Annotated in this window: 20 protein-coding genes and 1 riboswitch; of the genes, 13 read left to right on the plus strand and 7 right to left on the minus strand. The window is 74.4% G+C overall.

Going from position 1 to position 22,617, the window contains the following annotated elements:
• Nucleotides 1–6: 6 nt before the first annotated feature.
• The 5 genes from ACL03H_RS03550 to ACL03H_RS03570 form a co-directional block, all read right to left on the minus strand.
• Nucleotides 7–1,497, minus strand: coding sequence for a cryptochrome/photolyase family protein (locus ACL03H_RS03550; protein WP_412809602.1), 1,491 nt, complete (start codon nt 1,495–1,497; stop codon nt 7–9).
• 4 nt (nt 1,498–1,501) lie between these two features.
• The gene (locus ACL03H_RS03555) at nt 1,502–2,008 is read right to left on the minus strand and encodes a mycothiol transferase (protein WP_412809603.1); all 507 of its coding nucleotides are present in this window, start codon (nt 2,006–2,008) and stop codon (nt 1,502–1,504) included.
• A 79-nt stretch (nt 2,009–2,087) separates the two neighbouring features.
• Nucleotides 2,088–2,294, minus strand: a complete 207-nt coding sequence (locus ACL03H_RS03560) for a hypothetical protein (RefSeq protein ID WP_412809604.1) — start codon at nt 2,292–2,294, stop codon at nt 2,088–2,090.
• Nucleotides 2,295–2,362: 68 nt separating this feature from the next.
• Nucleotides 2,363–3,367 (minus strand): bile acid:sodium symporter family protein, encoded by a 1,005-nt coding sequence (locus ACL03H_RS03565; RefSeq protein ID WP_412809605.1) that lies wholly within the window; start codon nt 3,365–3,367, stop codon nt 2,363–2,365.
• A gap of 135 nt (nt 3,368–3,502) precedes the next feature.
• Nucleotides 3,503–4,363 (minus strand): isocitrate lyase/PEP mutase family protein, encoded by an 861-nt coding sequence (locus ACL03H_RS03570; RefSeq protein ID WP_412809606.1) that lies wholly within the window; start codon nt 4,361–4,363, stop codon nt 3,503–3,505.
• Between the two features lie 733 nt (nt 4,364–5,096).
• Between ACL03H_RS03570 and ACL03H_RS03575 the strand changes: the two genes are divergently transcribed.
• The 3 genes from ACL03H_RS03575 to ACL03H_RS03585 all read left to right on the plus strand — a co-directional run bounded on the left by ACL03H_RS03575 (nt 5,097) and on the right by ACL03H_RS03585 (nt 8,274).
• Nucleotides 5,097–6,290 (plus strand): dipeptidase, encoded by a 1,194-nt coding sequence (locus ACL03H_RS03575; RefSeq protein ID WP_412809607.1) that lies wholly within the window; start codon nt 5,097–5,099, stop codon nt 6,288–6,290.
• 134 nt (nt 6,291–6,424) lie between these two features.
• Nucleotides 6,425–7,864 (plus strand): NADP-dependent phosphogluconate dehydrogenase, encoded by a 1,440-nt coding sequence (gndA, locus tag ACL03H_RS03580; RefSeq protein ID WP_412809608.1) that lies wholly within the window; start codon nt 6,425–6,427, stop codon nt 7,862–7,864.
• 266 nt (nt 7,865–8,130) lie between these two features.
• Nucleotides 8,131–8,274: a hypothetical protein gene (locus ACL03H_RS03585; RefSeq protein WP_412809609.1), complete on the plus strand. Its 144-nt coding sequence runs from the start codon at nt 8,131–8,133 to the stop codon at nt 8,272–8,274.
• Between the two features lie 186 nt (nt 8,275–8,460).
• On the opposite strand, the gene ACL03H_RS03590 is transcribed toward ACL03H_RS03585, so the two are convergent.
• Nucleotides 8,461–9,123 carry a TetR/AcrR family transcriptional regulator C-terminal domain-containing protein gene (locus ACL03H_RS03590; protein ID WP_412809610.1) on the minus strand — a complete coding sequence of 221 codons (663 nt, stop codon included), beginning with the start codon at nt 9,121–9,123 and terminating at the stop codon, nt 8,461–8,463.
• Between the two features lie 294 nt (nt 9,124–9,417).
• On the opposite strand from ACL03H_RS03590, the gene hrpB reads away from it, so the two are divergent.
• Entirely contained in the window at nt 9,418–11,847 is a 2,430-nt protein-coding gene (gene hrpB, locus ACL03H_RS03595; protein WP_412809611.1) for an ATP-dependent helicase HrpB, read from the plus strand.
• Nucleotides 11,848–11,943: 96 nt separating this feature from the next.
• On the opposite strand, the gene ACL03H_RS03600 is transcribed toward hrpB, so the two are convergent.
• Nucleotides 11,944–12,672 carry a hypothetical protein gene (locus ACL03H_RS03600; RefSeq protein WP_412809612.1) on the minus strand — a complete coding sequence of 243 codons (729 nt, stop codon included), beginning with the start codon at nt 12,670–12,672 and terminating at the stop codon, nt 11,944–11,946.
• A 251-nt stretch (nt 12,673–12,923) separates the two neighbouring features.
• Here ACL03H_RS03600 and ACL03H_RS03605 point away from each other — a divergent pair, with 251 nt between their 5' ends.
• The 9 genes from ACL03H_RS03605 to ACL03H_RS03645 all read left to right on the plus strand — a co-directional run bounded on the left by ACL03H_RS03605 (nt 12,924) and on the right by ACL03H_RS03645 (nt 22,613).
• A complete protein-coding gene (locus ACL03H_RS03605) occupies nt 12,924–13,424 on the plus strand; it encodes an SMI1/KNR4 family protein (RefSeq protein WP_412809613.1) in 501 nt (166 codons plus the stop codon).
• A 60-nt stretch (nt 13,425–13,484) separates the two neighbouring features.
• A riboswitch (cobalamin riboswitch) is annotated at nt 13,485–13,676 on the plus strand.
• A gap of 100 nt (nt 13,677–13,776) precedes the next feature.
• The gene (locus ACL03H_RS03610) at nt 13,777–15,300 is read left to right on the plus strand and encodes an ABC transporter substrate-binding protein (protein WP_412809614.1); all 1,524 of its coding nucleotides are present in this window, start codon (nt 13,777–13,779) and stop codon (nt 15,298–15,300) included.
• Entirely contained in the window at nt 15,297–16,283 is a 987-nt protein-coding gene (locus ACL03H_RS03615) for an ABC transporter permease (RefSeq protein ID WP_412809615.1), read from the plus strand. The genes ACL03H_RS03610 and ACL03H_RS03615 overlap by 4 nt, the downstream gene beginning before the upstream one ends.
• A complete protein-coding gene (locus tag ACL03H_RS03620) occupies nt 16,280–17,050 on the plus strand; it encodes an ABC transporter permease (RefSeq protein WP_412809616.1) in 771 nt (256 codons plus the stop codon). Before ACL03H_RS03615 ends, ACL03H_RS03620 begins: the two co-directional genes overlap by 4 nt.
• Before the next feature lie 247 nt (nt 17,051–17,297).
• Complete coding sequence (locus ACL03H_RS03625; protein ID WP_412809617.1) at nt 17,298–18,341, plus strand: LacI family DNA-binding transcriptional regulator; 1,044 nt, start codon at nt 17,298–17,300, stop codon at nt 18,339–18,341.
• 75 nt (nt 18,342–18,416) lie between these two features.
• Nucleotides 18,417–20,081: a sodium:solute symporter family protein gene (locus tag ACL03H_RS03630; protein WP_412809618.1), complete on the plus strand. Its 1,665-nt coding sequence runs from the start codon at nt 18,417–18,419 to the stop codon at nt 20,079–20,081.
• Between the two features lie 29 nt (nt 20,082–20,110).
• On the plus strand, nt 20,111–20,446 hold the full coding sequence (locus ACL03H_RS03635; RefSeq protein WP_412809619.1) for a hypothetical protein: 336 nt from the start codon (nt 20,111–20,113) through the stop codon (nt 20,444–20,446).
• Complete coding sequence (locus tag ACL03H_RS03640) at nt 20,443–21,600, plus strand: mandelate racemase/muconate lactonizing enzyme family protein (protein WP_412809620.1); 1,158 nt, start codon at nt 20,443–20,445, stop codon at nt 21,598–21,600. The genes ACL03H_RS03635 and ACL03H_RS03640 overlap by 4 nt, the downstream gene beginning before the upstream one ends.
• The gene (locus ACL03H_RS03645) at nt 21,597–22,613 is read left to right on the plus strand and encodes a zinc-dependent alcohol dehydrogenase (protein ID WP_412809621.1); all 1,017 of its coding nucleotides are present in this window, start codon (nt 21,597–21,599) and stop codon (nt 22,611–22,613) included. The genes ACL03H_RS03640 and ACL03H_RS03645 overlap by 4 nt, the downstream gene beginning before the upstream one ends.
• The last annotated feature ends 4 nt before the right edge of the window (nt 22,614–22,617 follow it).

Here is a 22,617-nt window from a genome sequence, read left to right on the forward strand (position 1 = left end):
CGGCCCTCAGAACTCCCGGCGCCGTCGTTCCTGGTGCACCAGCTCCTCCAGGTCGTCGAGGCGACGCATCGTGCTCAGCGGCTGCTTCATGCGGTGGTTGTCCACCAGCGCGTCCGCGTTGCGGTGCATCCAGGCCCAGTAGCCCGCCGTGAACGGGCAGGCGGCCTCGCCCGTGCGCTGCTTCGGGTCGTACGGGCAGCTCCGGCAGTGGTCGCTCATCCGGTTCAGGTAGGCACCGCCCGCGGCGTACGGCTTGGTCGCCACCAGGCCGCCGTCGGCGTACTGGCTCATGCCGATCACGTTCGCGGGCATCACCCACGGGGTGCCGTCCACGAAGGCCGTCGCGAACCAGTCGTTGAGCTGCGCGGGCTGGTAGCCCCGCTGCAAGGCGTGGTTGCCGAGCACCATCAACCGCTGGATGTGGTGCGCCCAGCCGCGATCCCGCACCCCGGCCAGCGCCACCCGCAGGCACTCGGCGCTGACGCCCTCGGCGTCGAGCTCGCGCCACCAGCGCGGGAGCGAGGTGCGGGCGCGCAGCGCGTTGCGCCGCTGGTAACCCGGGCCGAGGTGCCAGTACAGCTGCCAGACGTACTCCCGCCAGCCCAGCACCTGCCGCACGAAGCCCTCGGTGCTCGCCAGCGGAGCCGAGCCCCGCCGGTGCTCCCGCTCGGCGTCGCGCACCAGCCGCAGCGGATCCAGCAGGCCCAGGTTCAGCGGCACCGACAGCAGGGCGTGCGCCATCGCCCAGTCCTCGCCGAGCATCGCGTCCTGGTGCGGGCCGAACTCCGGCAGCCGGTGCCGCAGGAACCGGCGCGCCGCGCTGCGCGCCTCCCGCGCGGTGACGGGGAAGATCCGCGGCCCGTCCGCGCCCACCGGCCGCGCGCGGCCGCGACGGTCCAGCGAGTCCAGGTCGGCCCGCACCCGTTCGTCGATCTCGTCCTCGGCGGGGAACCAGGGGGCGGGCGCGCCGAGCGTGGCGCGCCGCTTGGGCGGGCCTTCGCGGTTCTCGGAGTCGAAGTTCCAGCGCCCGCCGAGGGGCGCTCCGTCCGGCTCCAGCAGCACCTCGAAGCGGCGCCGCTGCTCCCGGTAGAAGTCCTCCATCACGAACCGCTTCCGGTCCCGGGCCCAGCTTTCGAAGTCGTTGCGGGACAACGCGAAACCCGGTGTGGGCAGCACCTGCTCGATCCAACCCTCCTCCCGCAGGCGCGCCACGAGCTCCGCCCCGGCGCGCGAGTGCGGTTCGTGCACGACCACCGGGCGGCCGAACCGGCGCAGGCCCTCCCGGTAGGTCTCGGCCCGCACCAGCGAGGCGCGGGACCCCAGCTCCGCGGCCAGGTGCCGCATCCCGGACAGCACCAGGTGCAGCTTCTGGCGGTGCGAGCGGTGCCGGGTCAGCGCCGCGCTCGACTCGACGAGCAGCACCGGGCGCCGCCGGTGCTCGCCGCCGTGGAAGTGCGGGCCGAGCTGGTCGCCGAACAACCACAGCGGGGTCGTCACCCCGTCACCGCCGTTCCGCGATGCCGCGCACGAAGGCGGCCTGCCCCGCGTGCTGCAGGCCGTCGGCGAGCACGCTCACGAGTCGCACGCCGCGCGTGACCGGGGGCGACCACTCCGCGTCGATCACCTCGGCGAGCTCCGCGTCGGTCAACCCGCCGACGTAGGCGGTGGCCCGCTCGTGCACCGCGTCGTGGTAGCCGAGCAGCAGCTCCACGCCCGCCCGGACCTGCGCCACCTGCTCGGAGGTGTGCCCGTAGCCGATGTCCAGTTCGTCGAAGGGCAGGGCGAACCGGTCCCGCCAGCCCTCGGTCAACCACACCTGCTCCGTCCCGGCGGCGCCCGCCAGGTGGTCGTCCTGCACCCGGGTCAGGTGCCAGACCAGCCAGGCGATCGGGTTGGCCGCCGGGTCGACGCGGAACAGCAGCGCCTCCTCGTCGAGGCCGCGGGTGGCGTCGTGCACCACCTCCTTGATCCGGTCGTAGCCGTCGACGAGCACGTCCGCGCCGCTCATGCCGTTCCCTTCGCCGGTGTTCGCGTCCCGCCACCGTACGAGCGAGCACCGGCGGGGGCACGCGCTGCGGCCCTCGCGGTCAGTTGTCGTGATCGCTGCCCGCGCTGCCCGAACCGAGGTCCAGGTTCAGCGTGCGGTCGATCTCGATCGGGCTGTCGCCGTTGTAGCTGATGTTCAGCAGGCCGCCGCCCTCGATGGCGCTCTGGCCCTCACCGCTCGGCCCCGCGTGCGCGGCGGGGGTGAGCAGCAGGGCGAGGCAGGAGGCGATGAGTGCGCGCAGGTGCACGGGACGTCCTTTCGGGTGGGGCCCGCGCGGTGCCCGGAGGAGCCGGGCGGACGCCGCGGGGGAGCGGATCAGGTGGGGCTGGGGGTCACGTCCGGTTCGGCGGAGGCGCGGGCCGCCGCGAACCGGCGGGCCAGCCACGCGCACGCGATCAGCTGGAACTGGTGGTAGAGCATCAGCGGCAGCACCAGCAGCCCCACCGCGGCGGCGGGGAACAGGACCGAGGCCATCGGCAGCCCGCTCGCGAGGCTCTTCTTGGAGCCCGCGAACACCAGCGCGATCCGGTCCGGTCCGGAGAAGCCGAACCGGTGCGCCATCGCCGTGGTCACCAGCAGCACCACCACGAGCAGCCCGGCGGTGAGCACCGCGAGCAGCACCAGCCGGACCGGCGTCAGCTGCTGCCAGCTGCCGCTGGTGGTGCCCTCGCTGAACGCGGTGAACACCACCGCGAGGATGACGCCCCGGTCCAGCCTGCCGAGCGCGCGGGCGTGCCCGCGCACCCGCGGCCCGATCCAGCGGCGCGCGAGCTGACCCAGCAGGAAGGGAACCAGCAGGAGCAGCACGACCCGGGGCAGCGCGTCCAGGGGCACCGCCCCGGATCCGCCCGCCATCAGCAGTCCCGCCAGCAACGGGGTGAGCAGCACGCCGAGGACGTTCGAGAACGTCGCCGCGCAGATCGCCGCCGCGACGTTGCCGCCGGCCAGCGAGGTGAAGGCGATCGAGGACTGCACCGTGGAGGGCAGCACGCACAGGAACAGCACTCCGAGGTGCAGCGGTTCGGTGAGCACCGCGGGAACCAGGATCGCGCACGCGAGCCCCAGCAGCGGGAACAGCGCGTAGGTGCTCAGCAGGATGGCGCCGTGCAGGCGCCAGTGCCGGACCCCGTCCCGCACGGCTCCACCGGGCAGCCGGGCCCCGTGGAGGAAGAACAGGAATCCGATCGCGACCACCACCGCGCCGTCGAGCGCGGCGGCCGCGTCGCCGCGCACCGGGAACAGCGCGGCGAGCGCGGCGGTGAGCACGAGGGCGAGGACGTAGGGATCGGGTGCGCAGCGCTTCAGGAATCGGATCGGCATCTCGGCCCCGGGGCTCCAGCGTCGGTCGGGTCATCGGTGGGGGACGTCGGTCGGTGCTCGTCGATCCGGGGCGGCGGCCAGGTTGCTCGCCGGCTCCGCTGCCCGGAACGGTCCGCCTCGCGCCGGGCGGGTCGTTCAGACCGGGAGTTCGACCGTGCGGGGGTGGTTGCGGCTGATGTTGCGCTCCAGCAGCGCCAGGGACTCCGCGACGCCCACGTGACCGGCCGAGACCTCCGGCAGCCTGCCGTCGTCGTCCCGCAGCGCGCGCAGGGCGCCGTCCATCGCCGCTTGCGCGGCGAACAGGCACGGGGTGCTGTAGATGGCGACGTCGACGCCGAGCTCCTGGAGCTCCGGAAGTGACAGCCGCGGGGACTTGCCGCCCGCGATCTGGTTGAACAGCAACGGCTTGTCGCCGATGACTTCGCGCACCTGGGCGATCCGCTCGACGCTGCGGACGCCGTCGACCAGCAGCACGTCGGCATCGGTCTCGGCCAGCGCCGCCGCCCTCCGCAGGATCTCGGACTCCTCCGTGGCGTCGGTCCGCGCGACCACCAGGAGATCGCGCCGGGTGGACAGCACGAGGTCGAGCTTGTCGAGGTAGTCCTCCAGCGGCAGGATCCGCTTGCCGTCGACGTGACCGCAGCGCCGGGGCCGCCGCTGGTCCTCCAGGATGACGCCGGAGGCCCCGACCATCTCCAGCTGCGCGACGACGTGGCAGGCCACCTCGGGGTCGACGTAGCCGTCGTCGATGTCCACCAGCAGGTGCTGGCCGGGGAACGCCAGCCGCAGCCGCTGGACGAACGAGACCACGTCGGGCCAGGCGATGAAACCGATGTCGGGCAGGCCGTAGTGCGACGCGGCGAAGCCGAACCCGGAGATGAACATCCCCGAGTAGTGCTGGGCGGCCACGGACGCCGAGAACATGTCGTACACCCCGATCAGCGGGGTGATCTGCTCGTTCGCGACGTCGTCGCGCAGCGCGGTGCCGTACTTCACGGAATTCCTCCTCATGCGGATGCGGACGTGCGACGCACCGTCCTGGACATCCGCTGATCCAGGTCGGAACGATGGCGTTGTTGGGCCGCGGCCGAGTTCGGCCGCCGATTTCGGGATCGTTCCCCGGTGGGTGCGAGGATTTCGGAATTCGCGCTCCGTCGATTCGGAAAGCGCGTTCGAGCGGGAGATCCGCCAGAGGCCCGGGTGGTTCCCGGCACCGGCGCGGCCGGGTCTCGTCATGTCGTCACGAGACCGGTCGGTGTTTCCCGGCTGGGCTTCACTTTATGGCACAAATCGGACTTCCGGCAGCCCCACATTCGGGTGCAGGTCGCCGCACGACGGCGAATCACTCTCCGTGATCAACGTGGTGCTCGGGTCCGGCGTCAGCCATTCGCTCCGCGCGGCGGTGCGGCGCCTCCGGTGCGCGAGGCGATGCGTCCCCCCGCCCTCGAACGGCGATTCTCCGCCGCTGCGCCGCCGGGTGCCGTCGGTGCCGGGGTGCTCGCACCGGCCGGGTGGGCGGTCATCCACAAGTTGATCAATCGTCGCGCTCCGTGATCAAGAGGGGGCGTGCGGCCCGGCCATCGCCGCAGTTCGCGGCCGGGCCGCCGTTCGGTTGCCCCGGCCCGCACGGTCGGGCCGCCGGAGCACCGTCACAGCCATCACCTTGAAGCCCGGCTGCCCCGGCGGGTAGACACCTGGAGGCGGACGGCTCGGACGAACGTGAGGTGCCATGACCGACTCGAAGCGGGCAGCGGTGGAGCGGGCGCGGGCGGTGCTGGCCGAGCACCCGGTGCTGGACGGGCACAACGACCTCCCCTGGGCGCTGCGGACGCGCGGGGCCTACGACCTGGACGCCCTCGACATCGCGCGCGACCAGTCCGCGACCCTGCACACCGACCTGGCGCGGCTGCGCGAGGGCGGGGTCGGCGGCCAGTTCTGGTCGGTCTACGTCGACTCCTCGCTCCAGGGCGACGGCGCGGTCGCGGCGACCCTGGAGCAGATCGACTGCGTGCTGCGGCTGGTCGAGCGCCACCCCGGCCGGCTGCGGCTCGCGCGCACCGCCGCCGAGGTCCGCGCCGCGATGGCCGAGGGCCGGATCGCCTCGCTGATGGGGGCCGAGGGCGGCCACAGCATCGCCTGCTCGCTGGCCGTCCTGCGCACCCTGCACGCGCGCGGCGTCCGCTACCTGACCCTGACGCACAACGACAACGTGCCCTGGGCCGACTCGGCCACCGACGAACCCGCCGCGCACGGCCTCACCCGCTTCGGCGAGGAGGTGGTGCGCGAGATGAACCGGCTCGGCGTGCTCGTGGACCTCTCGCACGTGTCCGCCGACACCATGCGGCACGCGCTGCGGGTCTCCCGCGCGCCCGTGCTGTTCTCGCACTCCTCCTCGCGCGCGCTGTGCGACCACCCGCGCAACGTCCCCGACGACGTGCTGGCCGCGCTGCCCGCCAACGGCGGCGTCGCGATGGCCACCTTCGTGCCGCCGTTCGTGCTGCAGGAGGCGCGGGACTGGTCGCGCCGCTTCGAGGCCGCCGCCACCGGGGCCGGGCTCGACGAGGACGACACCGGCCACCGGGAGTTCCGCGCCCGGTACGAGCAGCGGCACCCGCGCCCGCTCGCCACCGCCGCCACCGTGGCCGACCACCTGGAGCACATGCGGGAGGTCGCGGGCATCGACCACCTGGGACTCGGCGGGGACTACGACGGGGTCGCCACGACCCCGTCCGACCTGCCCGACGTGGCCTCGTACCCGGTGCTGTTCGGGGAGCTGCTGGAGCGCGGCTGGTCCGAAGAGGACCTCGCGAAGCTGGCGCACCGCAACGTGATCCGGGTGCTGGAGGACGGCGAGCGGATCGCCGCGCGGTTGCGGGCGGAGGAGGCACCCTCGGTCGCCGCGATCGGTGATCTGGACGGCTGACCCCGCCTCGCCCCCGCCGCCGCCGGCGGGCACCATGCGAGCGACACCCGCTTCGGTGAAGCCGCGGCAGCGGGGAACATCCGGCCGGGCGGGGGAGTTGTTCTCGTGAGTCATCCGGAGCGAAAGAGGTACCCATGTCGAAGCTGGCGCAGGTAGGCGTCACCGGTCTCGCCGTGATGGGGCGGAACCTGGCCCGCAACTTCGCGCGCAACGGTTACACCGTCGCCGTGCACAACCGCTCCGCGAGCCGCACCCGCGAGTTCATGGAGCGCTTCGGGGAGGAGGGCGAGTTCGTCGCGGCCGAGTCCCCCGCCGACCTCGTCGCCTCGCTGGAGCGGCCGCGCCGCGTCGTCATCATGGTGAAGGCCGGCGGTCCGACCGACGCGGTCATCGAGGAGCTCGCCCCGCTGCTCGACGAGGGAGACGTGATCATCGACGGGGGCAACGCCCACTTCGAGGACACCCGCCGCCGGGACGCGGAGCTGAGCGACCGCGGGCTGCACTTCGTCGGCACCGGGATCTCCGGGGGTGAGGAGGGCGCGCTGAACGGCCCGTCGATCATGCCCGGCGGGTCGGCGGAGGCCTACGCCTCGCTCGGACCGATGCTGGAGAAGATCAGCGCGCACGTGGACGGCACGCCGTGCTGCACCCACGTCGGTCCCGGCGGTGCCGGGCACTTCGTGAAGATGGTGCACAACGGCATCGAGTACGCGGACATGCAGCTCATCGCCGAGTCCTACGACCTGCTGCGGCGCGCGGGCGGGCTGGAACCGGCCCGCATCGCCGAGGTGTTCCGCGGCTGGAACCAGGGCAGGCTCGCCTCGTACCTGGTGGAGATCACCGCCGAGGTGCTCACCCACACCGACGCCCGCACCGGCGGCGCGTTCGTCGACGTCATCCAGGACCAGGCCGAGCAGAAGGGCACCGGCCGCTGGACCGTGCAGACCGCGCTGGAGCTCGGCGTGCCGGTCTCCGGCATCGCCGAGGCCGTCTTCGCGCGCAGCCTGTCCGGGCACGTCGACCTGCGCGAGGCCGCCCAGGGGCTCGCCGGCCCGGACGCGGCCGCGCTGCCGGAGCAGGACGCGAAGCGGCTGGCGGAGGACGTCGAGAAGGCGCTCTACGCCTCGAAGGTCGTCTCCTACGCCCAGGGCTGGAACATGATCGCGGTGGGCAGCCGGGAGCACGGCTGGGACATCGACCTCGGTGCGATGGCGACGATCTGGCGCGGCGGCTGCATCATCCGCGCGGCCTTCCTGGACCGGATCCGCAACGCCTACGCCACCGACCCGGAGCTGCCGACGCTGCTGGCGGACGCCGAGTTCTCCCGAGAGCTCGCCGATGCCCAGGACGCCTGGCGCCGCGTGGTGAGCACGGCCGCCGAGCTGGGCATTCCGACGCCGGGATTCGCGGCCGCGCTGTCGTACTACGACGCGCTGCGCGCGCGGCGCCTGCCGGCGGCCGTGACCCAGGCACAGCGCGACTACTTCGGCGCGCACACCTACCGCCGGACCGACGCCGAGGGCTCCTTCCACACCCGCTGGGACACCGACGCCCGCACCGAGGAAACGGCCTGAGGGCGGGCTCCCGCCCCGGTTGGTCCCGGGGTGGGAGCGTTCCCCGTTTCGGGGCGCGCCCGTTGGGCGCAGGAGTGCTCCAGGCGGCCCAGCGAGCGCGCGGCGCGCGGCGGACCCGTGGCGGCCCGCCGCGCGTGCGCGGGATGCCGTTAGGCCAACGGAGTGCCTTCGGTAACGACGCTGCGTGGTGGGCGACATGCTCATCGAAGCCGGTGAACGGCACCGGGACCGAAGCGCCCTCCAGGGGCGGAAATGAGAAGACGGACATGGGTATGCGGACCTTCCCGCAGTTGCCGAACACGCCCGCCCCGCCGCGACCGCTCCAGCGCCGGTGGGTGTGGACCATCGGCGGGGTCCTGCTGCTGCTGTTCGTCCTGGGCCTCGCCGCCTCCTGCGCTTTCCCGCGGTGAGTCGCGCCCGACCCCGGGTCGGCCGCGACGCCGCCGCCCGGAGGCCGGTCGGCCGGTGCCTCGACGAGTCCGCGCGGTCGGTGCCGAACGAGATCCGCGGCTCGGGCACCACCGCGCTCACCGGGACGGCGACGGAACCGGCCGAGCGGGGACTGGCGGCTCGCGGCCGGGCGGGCTCGGCGGTGCTCAGAAGGGCGGCCGGAAGCCGGGCTCCGGGGGGTTGCGGAGGAGGACGTCGCGCAAGGCGGTGAGCTGCGCGGTCACGGCGAAGTCGAAGCGGGCCGCGAAGTCGGTGGCGCTGGCGTCGCCGAGGATGCTGTGCAGCGCGGGGAAGCGCTCCTCGGCGATCTCCGCCCGCAGCCGCGTCAGATCGGGCGAGGACGGCGCCTGCTCCTCCTGCACCAGCCCGGAGACCAGGTGCAGCAGCGTCCACACCGCCCAGGAGGTCTCGCGCGTCCCGAACCCGGCGCGCAGCAGCGTCGCGGTGATCTCCTCGGCGAACCGCAGCGCGTGCGGGTCGGCGGCGTGAGCGCCCGCGACCAGGACGGCGCCGTCCGGGTGGGAGAGCAACACCCTCCGCAGCCGGTGCAGCAGCTCCCGCAGCCGCCGGTCCCACCGGCCCGGGAGGTCCTCGAAGCCGACCTCGCCGATGATCGCGTCGGCCATCATCTCCCGCAGCCGGGCCTTGCTCTTGACGTGCCAGAGGACGGTGTTCATCCGGACCCCGAGCCGGTCGGCGACGGCGCGCAGGGAGACCGACTCCAGCCCCCGCTCGTCGAGCACCCGCACCGCCTCGGCCACCACGACGGCGGGGTCCAGGCGGGCGGTCCTGCCGGTGGGATCCGTCATCTCCCCAGCGTAAGCGCACCGCCACCGCGCGCGGGGTGATCAACGCCGGGGTTCGGCCAGGCCGCCGCCCCGGGCGGGGCACGCCCACGCCGCGTGCCGCACCCCGCGTCGGCGACGCATCGCGCATCGGACGGCGGCTCGGGTCAGGTCGCCCGCTCCGGAACCCTGCCGCTCGTCCCCTCGACGCGCCGCACCGTCCGCTCGGGCGCACCCATCACGGCGGGCCTGGCCCGGCTCCTCCGGAGGCGTCCGCCTCCACGTGGGCGGCCCGGCCGGGGTGGCAGGATGGTGGGGATGAGCGAGTTCTCCGGGTTGCCGGACCTGCCGGTGCGGCCGGTGCTCGGCGAGGTCGCCGACGCGCTCGCCGCGCACGGCACGACCGTGCTGGTCGCCCCGCCCGGTACCGGCAAGACCACCCTGGTCCCGCTGGCGCTGGCCGAGCGCGGGATGCGCGTGGTGGTGGCCGAACCCCGGCGGCTCGCGACCCGCGCGGCCGCGCGGCGGATGGCTCAGCTGCTCGGCGAGGACGTCGGGCGGCGCGTGGGGTACGCGGTGCGCGGGGAGCGGAAGCGGGGCCCCGAGACCGTCGTCGAAGTGGTCACCTCGGGGCTGCTGGTGCGGCGGTTGCAGGCCGATCCGGAGCTGACCGGGGTGGACGTGGTGGTCCTCGACGAGTGCCACGAGCGGCACCTCGACGCCGATCTGCTGCTGGCCCTGCTGCTGGACGCCCGCGCCGGGCTGCGGCCGGACCTGCGGGTGCTGGCGACCTCGGCGACCGTGGCCGCGACCCGCGCGGCGGAGGTGCTCGGAGGTGCTCCGGTGCTGCACGCGCACGCCCGCACCTTCCCGGTCGGGCACCGCTACCTGCCGCCGAACCGGGGCGAGCGGATCGAGGCCTGCGTGGCCCGGGCGGTGCGGACGGCGCTCGACGAGCAGGAGGGCGACGTGCTCGCCTTCCTGCCCGGGGCGGGGGAGATCCGCCGCGTCGCCGCCGCGCTCGGCGACCTGCCCGATGCGGACGTGCTGCCGCTGCACGGCAGGTTGCCGCACGCCCAGCAGGATTCCGCGCTGCGAGGAGGGGACCGGCGCAAGGTGGTGCTCGCGACGGCCGTGGCCGAGTCGAGCCTGACCGTGCCCGGGGTGCGCGCGGTGGTCGACTCCGGGCTGTCCCGGGTGTCCAGAGTGGACACGCGACGCGGGTTGTCCGGGCTGGCGACCGTCCGGGTCTCGCGGGCGAGCGCGGAGCAGCGCGCGGGGCGCGCGGGCCGGGAGGCGCCGGGCACGGCCTACCGCTGCTGGCCCGAGCACGAGCACGGGACGTTGCCCGCCTTCCCCGAACCGGAGATCCGCACCGCCGAACTCACCCGCCTCGCCCTGGAGCTGGCCTGCTGGGGTACGCCGGACGGCAGCGGAGTGACCTGGTGGGACGAACCACCGGCCGGGCCGCTGGCCGCCGGACGGGAGGTGCTGCGCGGTCTGGGCGCGCTGGAGCGCTCCGGTGCGGTCACCGGGCGCGGGCGGCGGATGGCCGAGCTCGGCCTGCACCCGAGGCTGGCGCGGGCGCTGCTCGACGGCGCCGAGGTCGCCGGTGCCCGGGTGGCGGCGGAGGTGGTGGCGCTGCTCGACGACGACGCGGTCACCTCGAAGTCCGATGTGGACTCAGCGCTCGCGGAGCTGCGCCGCGGCGGACCTGGCTCGGATCGGTGGCGGCGGGAGGCGCGCAGGCTCGCGCAGCGCGCGAGCGGTGCCCCGGGCACCGGCTCGGTCGCCGAGGTCGTGGCGCTCGCCTTCCCGGAGCGGATCGCGCGCCGCCGCGCTCCGGACTCGCCGATCTACCTGATGGCTTCGGGCACCGCGGTGGAGGTTCCCCCCGGTTCGCCGCTGCGGCACGCGGAATGGCTGGCCGTCGCGATCGCCGACCGCGCTCCCGGTGCCGCGCACGGCGCGGTGCGGCTGGCCGCCCCGGCGGACGAAGAGCTGGCTCGGCGGGTCGCGGCCCCGCTGCGCGGCGTCGTCGAGGAGGTCACCTGGTCCGGCGGCGAGGTGCGCGCGGTTCGGGAGGAGCGGATCGGGGCGATCACCGTCGAGAGCAGGCCGCTGCGCGCCCCCGACCCCGCGCTGCTGCGCGAGGCGCTGCTCGACGGGCTCCGGACCGACGGGCTGGAGCTGCTGTCCTGGAGCCAGGACGCGGTGCGGCTGCGGCACCGGCTGGCCTTCCTGCACGACGCGCTCGGTGAGCCGTGGCCCGCCGTCGACGACGGCTCGCTGCTGGCGGCGGCGGACACCTGGCTGGAACCGGAGCTCTCCCGCGCTGCCCGGCGCACCGATCTGGCGCGGATCTCGGCCGGGGGCGGGCTGCGCCGGCTGGTGCCCTGGGACCGGGCGGCCCGCCTCGACGAGCTCGCCCCGGAGACCGTCGAGGTGCCGTCCGGGTCCCGCATCAGGATCGATTACTCGGGGGAGCGGCCGGTGCTGCCGGTGAAGGTGCAGGAGGTGTTCGGCTGGCGACAGGTCCCGCTGCTCGCCGCGGGCTCGGTCCCGCTGCTGCTGCACCTGCTGTCCCCGGCCGGTCGGCCCGCGGCGGTCACCGCGGACCTGGCGTCCTTCTGGGCGACCGGCTACCCGCAGGTCCGCGCGGACCTGCGGGGCCGCTATCCGAAGCACCCGTGGCCGGACGACCCGACCACGGCGACCCCCACCCGCCGAACGCGCCGGCCGGGCTGAGCCCGGAACCGCGCCCGGTTCCGGGCCGGGATCGGCTGGACCGGCGGCACCCGCCGTGGCGCCCCGCCGCCGCGAGCACCGGACCGGGATCGGAAGTCAGTGCAGCGCCACCACCAGCGGTTCGGCGTCCCGCACGTCCTGGGTGGTCCAGATCGCTCCGGCCAGGGCGAAGCCGATCCGGGCCACCGCGCACGGGTCGGTCTCATCCTCCTCCAGCTCGTCGTCCGGGACGACGCCCGCGGCCCGGATCGCGGCGGCGACCTCGGCCGGCGGCTCCTCCTCCAGGAAGTCGATGTCGTCGGAGTTGGTGGCGAACGCGGATTCGCCGTCGACCGCGTAGTCCAGGCTGATCAAGCTGCTGATGTTGTGGTGCACCGTGATCGCGGGCCCGCCCGCTTCGGAGAGCACCACGGCGGGGCTGCGCATGACGGGCGGGTCCTGCGCCCGCAGCGCGCTGAAATCGCCGGTGCGGGCGCCCGCCAGCAGCCCCCGCAGCGATTCCAGGCCACCGATCGCGAAGGTGCTGCCCGCGTCGTCGAACACGGCCGTCCACCCGCCGATCCGGACGGCCAGCAGCGCGGACATGCAGTCCGGGGAGCCGAGCGCCGCGCGCAGCACCGAGGTCCAGCCGTCCGGCCGCTCGGCGGGCAGCGCGCGCACCGTCGCGGCCTCCGCATCGGCGCCGAGGATCCGCAGCGCCTCGCGCGGCTCCAGGTCGCGCACCAGGTGCACGGTGTGGTTCGGGTCCAGCACGTCCAGTTCGGACAACCAGATCGGGTAGCCGTCCTCGTCCAGGGTTCCGGGCGGGAAGCCGGGAGTGCTCATCGTCGTCATCCTCGTGTTCGGTGCCGGGCTGCGGCGGGCGCGGAGTCCGCTTCGCGGCGTGCGCCGCGCTGTCATCAGGTCGCCGCCACTGTCCCCCACACCCCTGACAGTCCGAGCACTCCTGGTGAGCGGCGTGCTCGCGGGCGAAGGACCTCCCCCCGGCCAGATCCGCCCTCCCCCCTGCGGGGCCGACCGGGACGGGGTCTCCTGTGGAGGCCGCCACGCCCGCCCGCGAACCTCAGGAGCACCGCATGACACCTGCCCCGAGCACGTCCGCGCAGTGGCGCGAGTTCCTGGTCCGCCGCGGCGCGGGAACGCCCGGGGTCGAGGACTGGCGCGGGCACGGTCCCGCCGGTGCGGCGGCGGTCGCCGGGCTGGAGGAGCGGCTGGGGCGCGCGCTGCCGCCGAGCTACCGGAACTTCCTGCTGGTCAGCGACGGCTGGAGCGATCCGGGGACCGAGCTCTGCGGCCTGCTGGCCACGCCGGGGATCGGCTGGTTCGAGGACGTCGCGGGCGATCTCGTCGAGGCGTGGGACGAGCCGGAGGTGGCCTGCTTCGCCGCGGACCTGGCGATGCTCCGCCGCTCGCTGCTCGTCTCGGACCACGGGAACGGCGTGTTCTGGCTGCTCAACCCGAACGAGGTCGCGGGCAACGGGGAGTGGGCGGCGTACGAGTGGGACACCGGGAGCGGTTCACCCGCCCGTCACGCCGACTTCGCCGCGCTGGTCGCCGCCGCGCTGGCGGAGCGCTGACCGCCGGGCGGGGCTCGGGCGGCCGACCGGGGCCGAACTCCGCACCTCGTCCTTGACAACGATCGACTCGCGCTGAAGGGTGGTCGCGTTCCACTGCGACGGTGTGCAGGAAGCCGGTGTGAATCCGGCGCGGTCCCGCCACTGTGAACGGGGAGCCTCGTCCACCAGCGCCACTGCCGGGAGACCGGTGGGAAGGCCGGACGCGGTGTCGATCCGCGAGCCAGGAGACTGGCACCGTCGTACCGATTCGCACGGGGTCGCGGAGCCCCGGAGGAGGTACTGCGAGAGTGCGCCCGACCAGATCCCCGCACGCCCCCGTTCGAGGGCAGTTCCCACGGCCCGTCCACCCGGCGTGAGCACCGCGATCGGCCGCAGGCGGTTGCTGGCCGGTGTGGCCGGGGCGATCGCCGCGGCGCCGCTGGTGTCCTGCGCGGGTGGCGCCGGATCCGGTCCCGGGCGGCTGCGCGCGGCCTTCCCCACCGGTGGCGCCACCGAATCCCTCGACCCGCACACGGGCTCGCTGTTCGTGGACCAAGCGCGGGCCAAGGCGCTGTTCGACACCCTGGTGGGGTACGCCGACGACATGAGCGTGGTCCCGCGCCTGGCCGAGTCCTGGCGACCCGACCCCACCGGCACCCGCTGGCGGATCCGGTTGCGCGCGGCCACCTTCCACGACGGGCGCCGGGTCACCGCCGAGGACGTGCTGCACACCTACCGGCGGATCGCCGAGGAGACCACCGCAGCCCAGGCCGCCGCGCACTTCGCCGACGTGGACTTCGGTGCCAGCCGGGCGTTGTCGGCGATGGAGCTGGAACTGGTGCTGGGCGCGCCGAACTTCGAGTTCCCCGCGGCCTGGGGGGCTCCGGCGACCGAGATCATCCCGGCGGACACCACCGACTTCACCCGGCCGGTGGGCTCGGGACCGTTCCGGTTCGTTTCGTTCGAGCCCGGCGGGTCCGCCGTGTTCGCCCGCTACGACCGGCACTGGTCCGGCCCGGCGCTGCCCGCCGAGCTGGAGTTCGTGCCGGTGGAGGAGGAGAGCGCGCGGATCAACGCGCTGCTGTCCGGGCAGGTCGACTACGCCCACGACGTGAGCGCGAACTCGGTGCGGCTGCTGGAGCGGGGCGGGCGGGCCCGGGTGCGCTCGGCGCCCTTCGGGACCATGCAGGCGATCCTGCTCAAAGTGGACCGGCCGCCGTTCTCCGATCCCCGCCTGGTGCGGGCCGTGCGGGCCGGGCTGGACCGGCGGGCGCTGCTGGAGATCGCGCTGAGCGGCCAGGGCCGGATCGGCAACGACCTGTTCGGCGCCGGGCTGCGCTACTACCCGGCCGGGCTGCCCGAGCCCGAGCGGGACCCGGAGCTGGCGCGTTCGCTGCTGGCCGAGGCCGGGGCGACCGGGCTCGGCTGGGAGTTGCGGACCAGTTCGGTGGACCCGTACTTCGACGGTGCGGCCAGCCTGATCTCCCAGCAGCTCGGGGAGATCGGGATGCGGGTGGCGCCGCGCGTCGGTGCGGCGGAGACCTACTTCTCCGACATCAAGGAGCACGGCGTGGCCGCGCTGAGCCGCACCGCGGCCCTGCCGGTGCCGATCTTCCTGGGGCAGCGCCTGACGTCCGGTGCGGGCAGCAACAACTACACCGGGTACCGCTCCGAGGAGTTCGACGCGCTGCACTCGCAGGCTCTGTCCACAGCGGACGAACGACGTCGCGCCGAACTGCTGGCGCGGGCCCAGCTGCTCGCGCGGGAGCGCAGCGGCATGGTGGTGTGGGGGTTCAGCGGCTGGAACGTCGCCACCTCCGAGCGGATCTCCGGGGTGCGCGGGGCGCCGCCGAACTCCCTGGACTGGGCCCGGTTCGACCGGGTGAGCGTGGGTTGATCGCGCTCGCCGCGCGGCCGCGCGGCGCGGTTTCCGGCGGGCGGGTGCTCGGCGCGCTGCTGTCCCGCTCGGCGGTGGCGCTGGCGCAGGTGGCCGTGGTCGCCGTGGGCGTGTTCGCGCTGACCGCGCTGCTGCCCGGGGACGCGGCCGTGGTGATCCTCGGCGAGCACGCCGACGCCGCGCGCCTCGCCGCGCTGCGGGAGCGGCTCGGGCTGGAGCGGCCGCTCGGGGAGCGGTTCCTGGACTGGGCGGCAGGTCTGCTGCGCGGTGATCTCGGCAGCTCGCTGCGCACCGGCAGACCGGTGCTCGACGAGGTGACGTCCCACGCCGCGACCACGGTCCTGCTCACGGCGCTGACGCTGCTGGTGGTGCTGCCGCTGGCCGGGTGGCTCGGCGTGCGCAGCGGGCTGCGCGCCGGGTCGCGGTTCGACCGGGCCGTGAACGCGGCCGCCGTGGTGCTGAACTCGGTCCCGGAGTTCGCGCTCGCGCTGCTGCTGGTCGGAGTCGTCTCCGTGGAGATGGGCTTGCTGCCCGCGACGGCCGCCGGGGAGTCGGGCTGGTCCCTGCTGGCCGATCCGGCGGTGCTGGTGCTGCCGGTCGCGGTGCTGGTGGCCAGGCAGCTCGGCGGGCTGGCGCGACAGGTCCGCACCGGCGTGGTCGCCGGGCGCGACGCCGGGTACGCCGCGCACGCGCGTCGCGCGGGGCTCGGCGAGCGGGCCGTGGTGCTGCGCCACGTGCTGCCGAACGTCCTGGGACCGGTGCTGCAACAGCTCGCGCGCACCGTGGACGGCCTGCTCGGCGGCGTGGTCGTGATCGAGGCGGTGTTCGCGCTGCCCGGACTGGGCGCTGGCTTCGTGGCGGCAGTGCGGGCGCGGGACCTGCCGGTGGTGCAGGGTTACGCCCTGCTGTTCGCGTCGATCACCATCGGGGTCAACCTGCTGGTGGACCTGGTCGCGCACCGCTTCCGGGCGGGTGCCCGGTGAGCCGCGCCCTGGGCTGGGTGCTGCTCGGCGTCCCGCTGCTGGCCGCGCTGGCCGGACCGCTGTTCGCCGGGTCCGCGCGGGCCGTGCACGCGCCGCTGCTACCACCCGGTGCCGGGCACGTGGCGGGCACCGACGTGCTCGGGCGCGACGTGCTCGCGCTGGTGCTGCGCGGCGGGGGTTCCGTGCTGGTCCTGGCGGTCGGCGCCCTCGGGCTCGCCTACGTCGTCGGGGTGCCGCTGGCGCTGGCGGCGGTCGGGCAGCCGCTGCGGTGGGTCGATCGGTGGCTGACCCGCGGCCTGGACCTGGTGCTGGCGCTGCCCGGCCTGCTGGTGCTCATGGTCCTCGCGGCCACCGGGGCCCGGACGGCGGGCGCGCTCGTGGTGGCGGTGGCGCTGCTGCAGCTGCCGGCCGTGGTGCGGTTGGTGCGCGGCGCGGCGCTCGGCGCCCGGCGGCGCTCGGTGGTGGAAGCGCTGGGGATGCAAGGGGAGTCCTGGTGGCGCGTCCACCTCGGTTACCTCGGGCGGGGCGTGCTCGGCCCGGTGGCGGTGGACGCGGGCGGCAGGCTGAGCCTGGTGCTCTACCTCGTCGCCTCGGCGAACTTCCTCGGGCTGGGGCTCGACCCGGCGACGGCCGACTGGGCGGTGCTGGTGGAGCGCAACCAGGAGGCCCTGTTCCTCCAGCCCTGGGCGGTCCTGCTGCCCGCGGGGCTGCTGGTGGCGCTCGCCACCGGAGCCAACCTCCTCGTCGACCGCTACCTGGTCCGCTGACCGTCGTTCCCGACCGGTTCGCGTCCCGGAACCGCCCCGCTCGTCCGGAAACCGGCGGTGGCCGCGGCTGCGCCGACGGGACGGCGCGGAGGCGGTGCCGCCACCGCGGACGAGCGGGAGCGGCCGTCCTGGGGAGCGCGGTCGCGGCAGGCGGAGCAATTCGGTCCCGGGTGTCTTGACCACCCCGGTGGTAGCGCTAACACTGGCGGCGCTCGACCCGGTCGACGACGAAGCGGGGGAGGTGGCGATGTCCGGAGGGACTGGCGCGCAGGCGGCGGGTTCCCCGTCGCAGCGGGCTTCGCTGGCCGATGTCGCCGCGCTCGCCGGGGTGTCCCCGATGACGGTCTCCCGGGTCGTCAACGGCACCGGGGCGGCGCGTGCCGAGACCCGGCGGCGGGTGCTCGACGCCGTCGAGCGGCTGGGCTACCGGCCCAACCCGCACGCCAGGGGCCTGGCCACCGGCCGGTCCCGGGTGCTCGGGGTGGTGGCGCTGGACTCGGTGCTGCACGGACCGGCCAGCACCCTGTTCGGCATCGAGAACGCCGCCAGGGACTCGGGTTTCGGCGTTTCGGTCACCAGCGTCCGCGAACCGGGCCGGGCCGGGATCGTCGAGGCCGTGCACGCGCTGCGCGGGCAGGGCGTCGCGGGCATCGTCGTCATCGCCCCGCACGCCGAGACGGGGCGGGCCCTGGGCGAGGTGCCAGCCGACCTGCCGGTGGTCGCGGTGGCCGACACCGCGCACGCCCCGGTGCCGGTCGTCGCCGTGGACCAGCGCGACGGCGGGCGGCAGGCCACCGAGCACCTGCTCAACCTCGGGCACCGCACGGTCTGGCACCTGTCCGGACCGGACGGCTGGTTCGAGACCGAGGCCCGCGAGGAGTCCTGGCGGGGCGCGCTGCGCACCGCCGGAGCTCCGGTTCCGCCGGTGCTGCGGGGGGATTGGAGTCCCCGCTCCGGTTACGAGGCGGGCCGGGAGCTGCTGCGGCACCCGGGGGCCGACGCCGTGTTCGCCGCCAACGACCAGATGGCCCTCGGGCTGCTGCGCGCCCTCGCCGAGGCGGGGCGCTCGGTACCCGGGGACGTGCGCGTCGTCGGGTTCGACGACGTGCCCGAGGCCGCCTACTACTCACCACCGCTGACGACGGTGCGACAGGACTTCCTGGCCCTGGGGCGCACCACCTGCGACCAGCTGCTCCGGCTGGTGGCGGGAGAACAGGACGTGCCCGCGAGGGCCGTCGTACCCGCAGAGCTCGTCGTGCGGGACAGCACCGGACCGCATCCGCCCCGCTGAGGCGCGTCCACCGTCCCGCGCGGACGGCGGCGCGCCCGGCCCGAAGGCAACTCCGCTCACGACGGGGGAACTCCCATGCTCCTTGCCGATGGTCTGCGGCTGTCCATGAACTGGATGGACAACCTCATCCTGATCGTCTACTTCGCGGTGGTGCTGGGCATCGCCCTGGCCGCCAAGCGCAGCGTGCGCAACAGCCTCGACTTCTTCCTGTCCGGCCGGTCCCTGCCCGCGTGGGTGACCGGCCTGGCGTTCGTGTCCGCGAACCTCGGTGCCACCGAGATCCTGGGCATGGCGGCCAACGGCGCGCAGTACGGCGCTTACACGATCCACTGGTACCTGATCGGCGCGATCCCGGCGATGGTGTTCCTCGGCCTGGTGATGATGCCGTTCTACTACAACTCGAAGGTGCGCAGCGTCCCCGAGTTCCTGCTGCTGCGCTTCAGCCGCGCCTCGCACCTGCTCAGCGCCGGGTTGTTCGCGGTCGCCTCGGTGCTCATCGCGGGGGTGAACCTGTACGCGCTCGCGATCGTGCTGCGCGCGCTGCTCGGCTGGCCGCTGCCGCTGTCCATCGGGGTCGCCGGGGCGTTCGTGCTGGCCTACATCATCATCGGCGGGTTGTCCTCGGCGATCTACAACGAGGTGTTGCAGTTCTTCGTCATCGTGGCCGCGCTGGTGCCGCTGACGGTGCTGGGGCTGGCGCGGGTCGGCGGGATCGGCGGGTTCGTGGACCGCGTCTTCGCCGGGCCTGGGCCGGAATTCCTCACCGCCTGGGGCGGAACCGGCTTCGGGCAGGAGAACCCGCTGGGCGCGAACTGGCTCACGATCACCCTGGGCCTCGGGTTCGCGGTGTCCTTCGGCTACTGGACGACGAACTTCGCGGAGGTCCAGCGCTCGCTGTCGGCGCGGAACCTCTCGGCGGCGCGGCGCACCCCGCTGATCGCGGCCTTCCCGAAGATCTTCATCCCGCTGATCGTGGTGCTGCCGGGCATCATCGCCCTGCTGGTGTACCCGCGGATCGGGCAGGCGGGCGGCGCCTACGACTACAACGACGCGATCCCGCTGCTGATGCGGGACCTGCTGCCGAACGGGGTGCTGGGACTCGCGGTGACCGGGCTGATGGCCTCGTTCATGGCGGGCATGGCCGCGAACGTCTCCAGCTTCAACACCGTGTTCACCACCGACATCTGGCGCCCCTACCTGCGGCCGGGCCGCTCGGACGCGCACTACCTCCGCGTCGGGCGGGTGGTGACGGCGGTGGGCGTGCTCGCGGGCATGGGCACGGCGTTCATCGCCGCCTCGTTCAGCAACATCATGAACTACCTCCAGACGCTGTTCTCCTTCTTCAACGTCCCGCTGTTCGCCACCTTCGTGCTGGCGCTGTTCTGGAAGCGGATGACCGCGCAGGCCGGGTTCTGGGGCCTGCTGGCGGGCACGGCCGCGCCGATCACCTTCTACGTCGCCTACAAGACGGGCGTGGTGCCGATCAGCACCGACCAGGGCGCGAACATGATCTCCTCGATGATCGCGTTCGCGGTGGACGTCGCGGTGAGCGTGCCGGTGGCGCTGGCCACCGCGCCGAAGCCGGACGCCGAGCTGCGCGGGCTCGTCTACTCGCGGGCGGCGGCCGCCGACACCGGCGAGGTGCTGGCCGGGGACTCGGCCTGGTACCGCCGGCCGGCGCTGCTGGGCTGGAGCGCGATCGTGCTCGCCGCGTTGTGCTACCTGCCGTTCTCCTTCTGAGCCCGGCCCGACACCGAGCGGAGGTCACCTTGACCGAACCACCTCACTCCCAGCGGGGGACCGAACCCCACGGCAGGCCCGACGAGCACGCCGCCGCCGTCGCCGCGCAGGAACGCGCCTCCGGTACCGCGGCCCGGTTGTTCGACGTGCGCAACGTGATCGGCGGTCTGTTCGCGTTCTACGGACTGCTCATCGGCGCCGCCGGGGTGTTCGCCGACGAGGCGGCGCTGGCGAAGGCGCAGGGCATCAACATCAACCTGTGGACGGGCGCGGCGATGCTGCTGGTCGGCGCGTTCTTCCTGCTGTGGCAGCGGATCCGCCCGCTGCGCCAGGACCCGCCCGAGGGCGAGAGGAGCTCCGCGTGAGGATCACCCACCTGGACACCTTCGTGCTCGGCACGCCGTGGCGGGACCTGACCTACGTGCTGGTGCACACCGACGACGGGCTCGTCGGCGTGGGCGAGACCCGGATGCTCGGGCACACCCAGGCGCTGCTGGGCTACCTGCGCGAGGCGGCGCCCCGGCACCTGGCCGGCACCGACCCGTTCGACGTGGAATCGCTGGTGCAGCGGATGAAGCACGGCGACTACGGCCGGGCCGGGGAGATCGCGATGTCCGGCATCGCCTGCGTGGAGATGGCCTGCTGGGACATCATCGGCAAGGCGCTGGGCCAGCCGGTGTGGCGGCTGCTCGGGGGCAAGGTCCGCGACCGGATCAAGGCCTACGCCAACGGCTGGTACACGGTGGAGCGCACCCCGGAGGACTTCCACGCCGCCGCGCGGGAGGTGGTGCGCCGCGGTTACCGGGCCCTCAAGTTCGACCCGTTCGGCCCCGGCCGCTGGGAGCTGGAGGCCGCCGAGCGACGCCGCTCCACCGCGCTGGTCGAGGCGGTCCGGGACGCGATCGGACCGGACGTGGAGCTGCTGGTGGAGATGCACGGCCGGTTCACCCCGGCCGAGGCGGTTCGCATCGCGGGCGAGCTCACCGAGTTCGATCCGGCCTGGATCGAGGAACCGGTGCCGCCGGAGAACGTCGCGGCGCTGTCCACCGTGGCCGAGAAGGTGGACGTTCCGGTCGCCACCGGGGAACGGGTGCACGACCGCATCGAGTTCCGCGAGCTGTTCGAGCGCCGCGCGGCGGACATCATCCAGCCCGACATCGGCCACTTCGGCGGCATCCTGGAGACCCGCAAGGTCGCCGCGACCGCCGAGACCCACTACGTGCTCGTCGCCCCGCACAACGTCGGCGGCCCGGTGCTCACCGCGGCGAACCTGCACCTGGCGGCCAGCACCAGCAACTTCAAGATCCAGGAGCACTTCAACGACTTCGCCGACCGGCACGTGCAGCAGGCCGCTCCCGGGTTGCCGGAGGTGGTCGACGGCTACTTCGCGCTGCCGCAGGCACCGGGGCTCGGGGTGGAGCTCGACGTGGACTTCGTCCGCGAGCACCCGCCGGAGGGCGCGCACTTCGACCTCTACGCCGAGGACTGGCAGTTCCGGGGCACGAAGGGGACGCGGTGAGCGGTCGCGCGGTGGTCATCGACCGGCCGGGGGAGCTGCGCCTCAGCTCCGTCGACCCCCTCGAACCGGGGCCGGGCGAGGCGCTGGTCCGGGTCGCCTGGAGCGGCATCTGCGGCTCGGACCGGGAGGTGTTCACCGGCGGCAGGCCCGAGGGCTTCGTCCGCTACCCGGTGGTGCCCGGGCACGAGTGGTCCGGCACCGTCGAAGCGGTCGGCGCCGGGGTCACCGCGGATCACGTCGGGCACCGGGTCGTCGGGGAGGGCTTCCGAGGTTGCCGGTCCTGCGACGCCTGCCGCCGCGGGGAGAGCAACCTGTGCGCCAGCGGCTACGAGGAGACCGGGTTCACCTTGCCCGGAGCCTGGGCCGAACACCTGCTGGTGCCGGCGCGGTTGCTGCACGTGCTGCCGCCGGAGGCGGACCTGCGCGCGGCCGCCGTGCTGGAACCGGCGGCCTGCGTCGGCGAAGCCTGCCTGCGCCTCGGTGGCACGGCGGGGGAGCGGGTAGCGGTGGTCGGCGGTGGCAGCCTCGGGTTGCTCGGCGCGCAACTGCTCGCCGCGACCGCGCCCGCCGAACTCGTCGTGGTGGAGCCGAGAACGGGCCGCGAGGAGCTCGCCGCCGGGTGCGGGGCGAGCGCGGTGCTCACCCCGCTGGAGGCGGTGCGGCGCTGCGGGCGGTTCGACGCGGTGCTGGAGACCGCGGGCACCGCAGGCAGCGCGCACCTGGCGACCCGGCTGGCCCGCCGCGGCGGCCGGGTCGCGTTGACCGGGTTGCCGCCGGAGTCCGACGTGCTGGTGACCTCGCGGCTGGTCTCGGCGCAGCTCACGCTGCACACGGTGTTCGGCGCGCCGTCCCGGGCGTGGACGCACGTGGTGCGGCTGTTCACCGCGGGGGTGCTGGATCCCGGCCGCATCGTCACCCACGAGTACGACCTCGCCGAAGCCCGCACCGCGCTGGACGCGCTCGCCGGCCCGGGGCCGGAGGTCGGCAAGATCCTGCTGCGCCCGGGCCGGTGACGCG

Source organism: Saccharopolyspora antibiotica (assembly GCF_047200635.1).
In the GTDB taxonomy this organism is placed as follows: domain Bacteria; phylum Actinomycetota; class Actinomycetes; order Mycobacteriales; family Pseudonocardiaceae; genus Saccharopolyspora_C.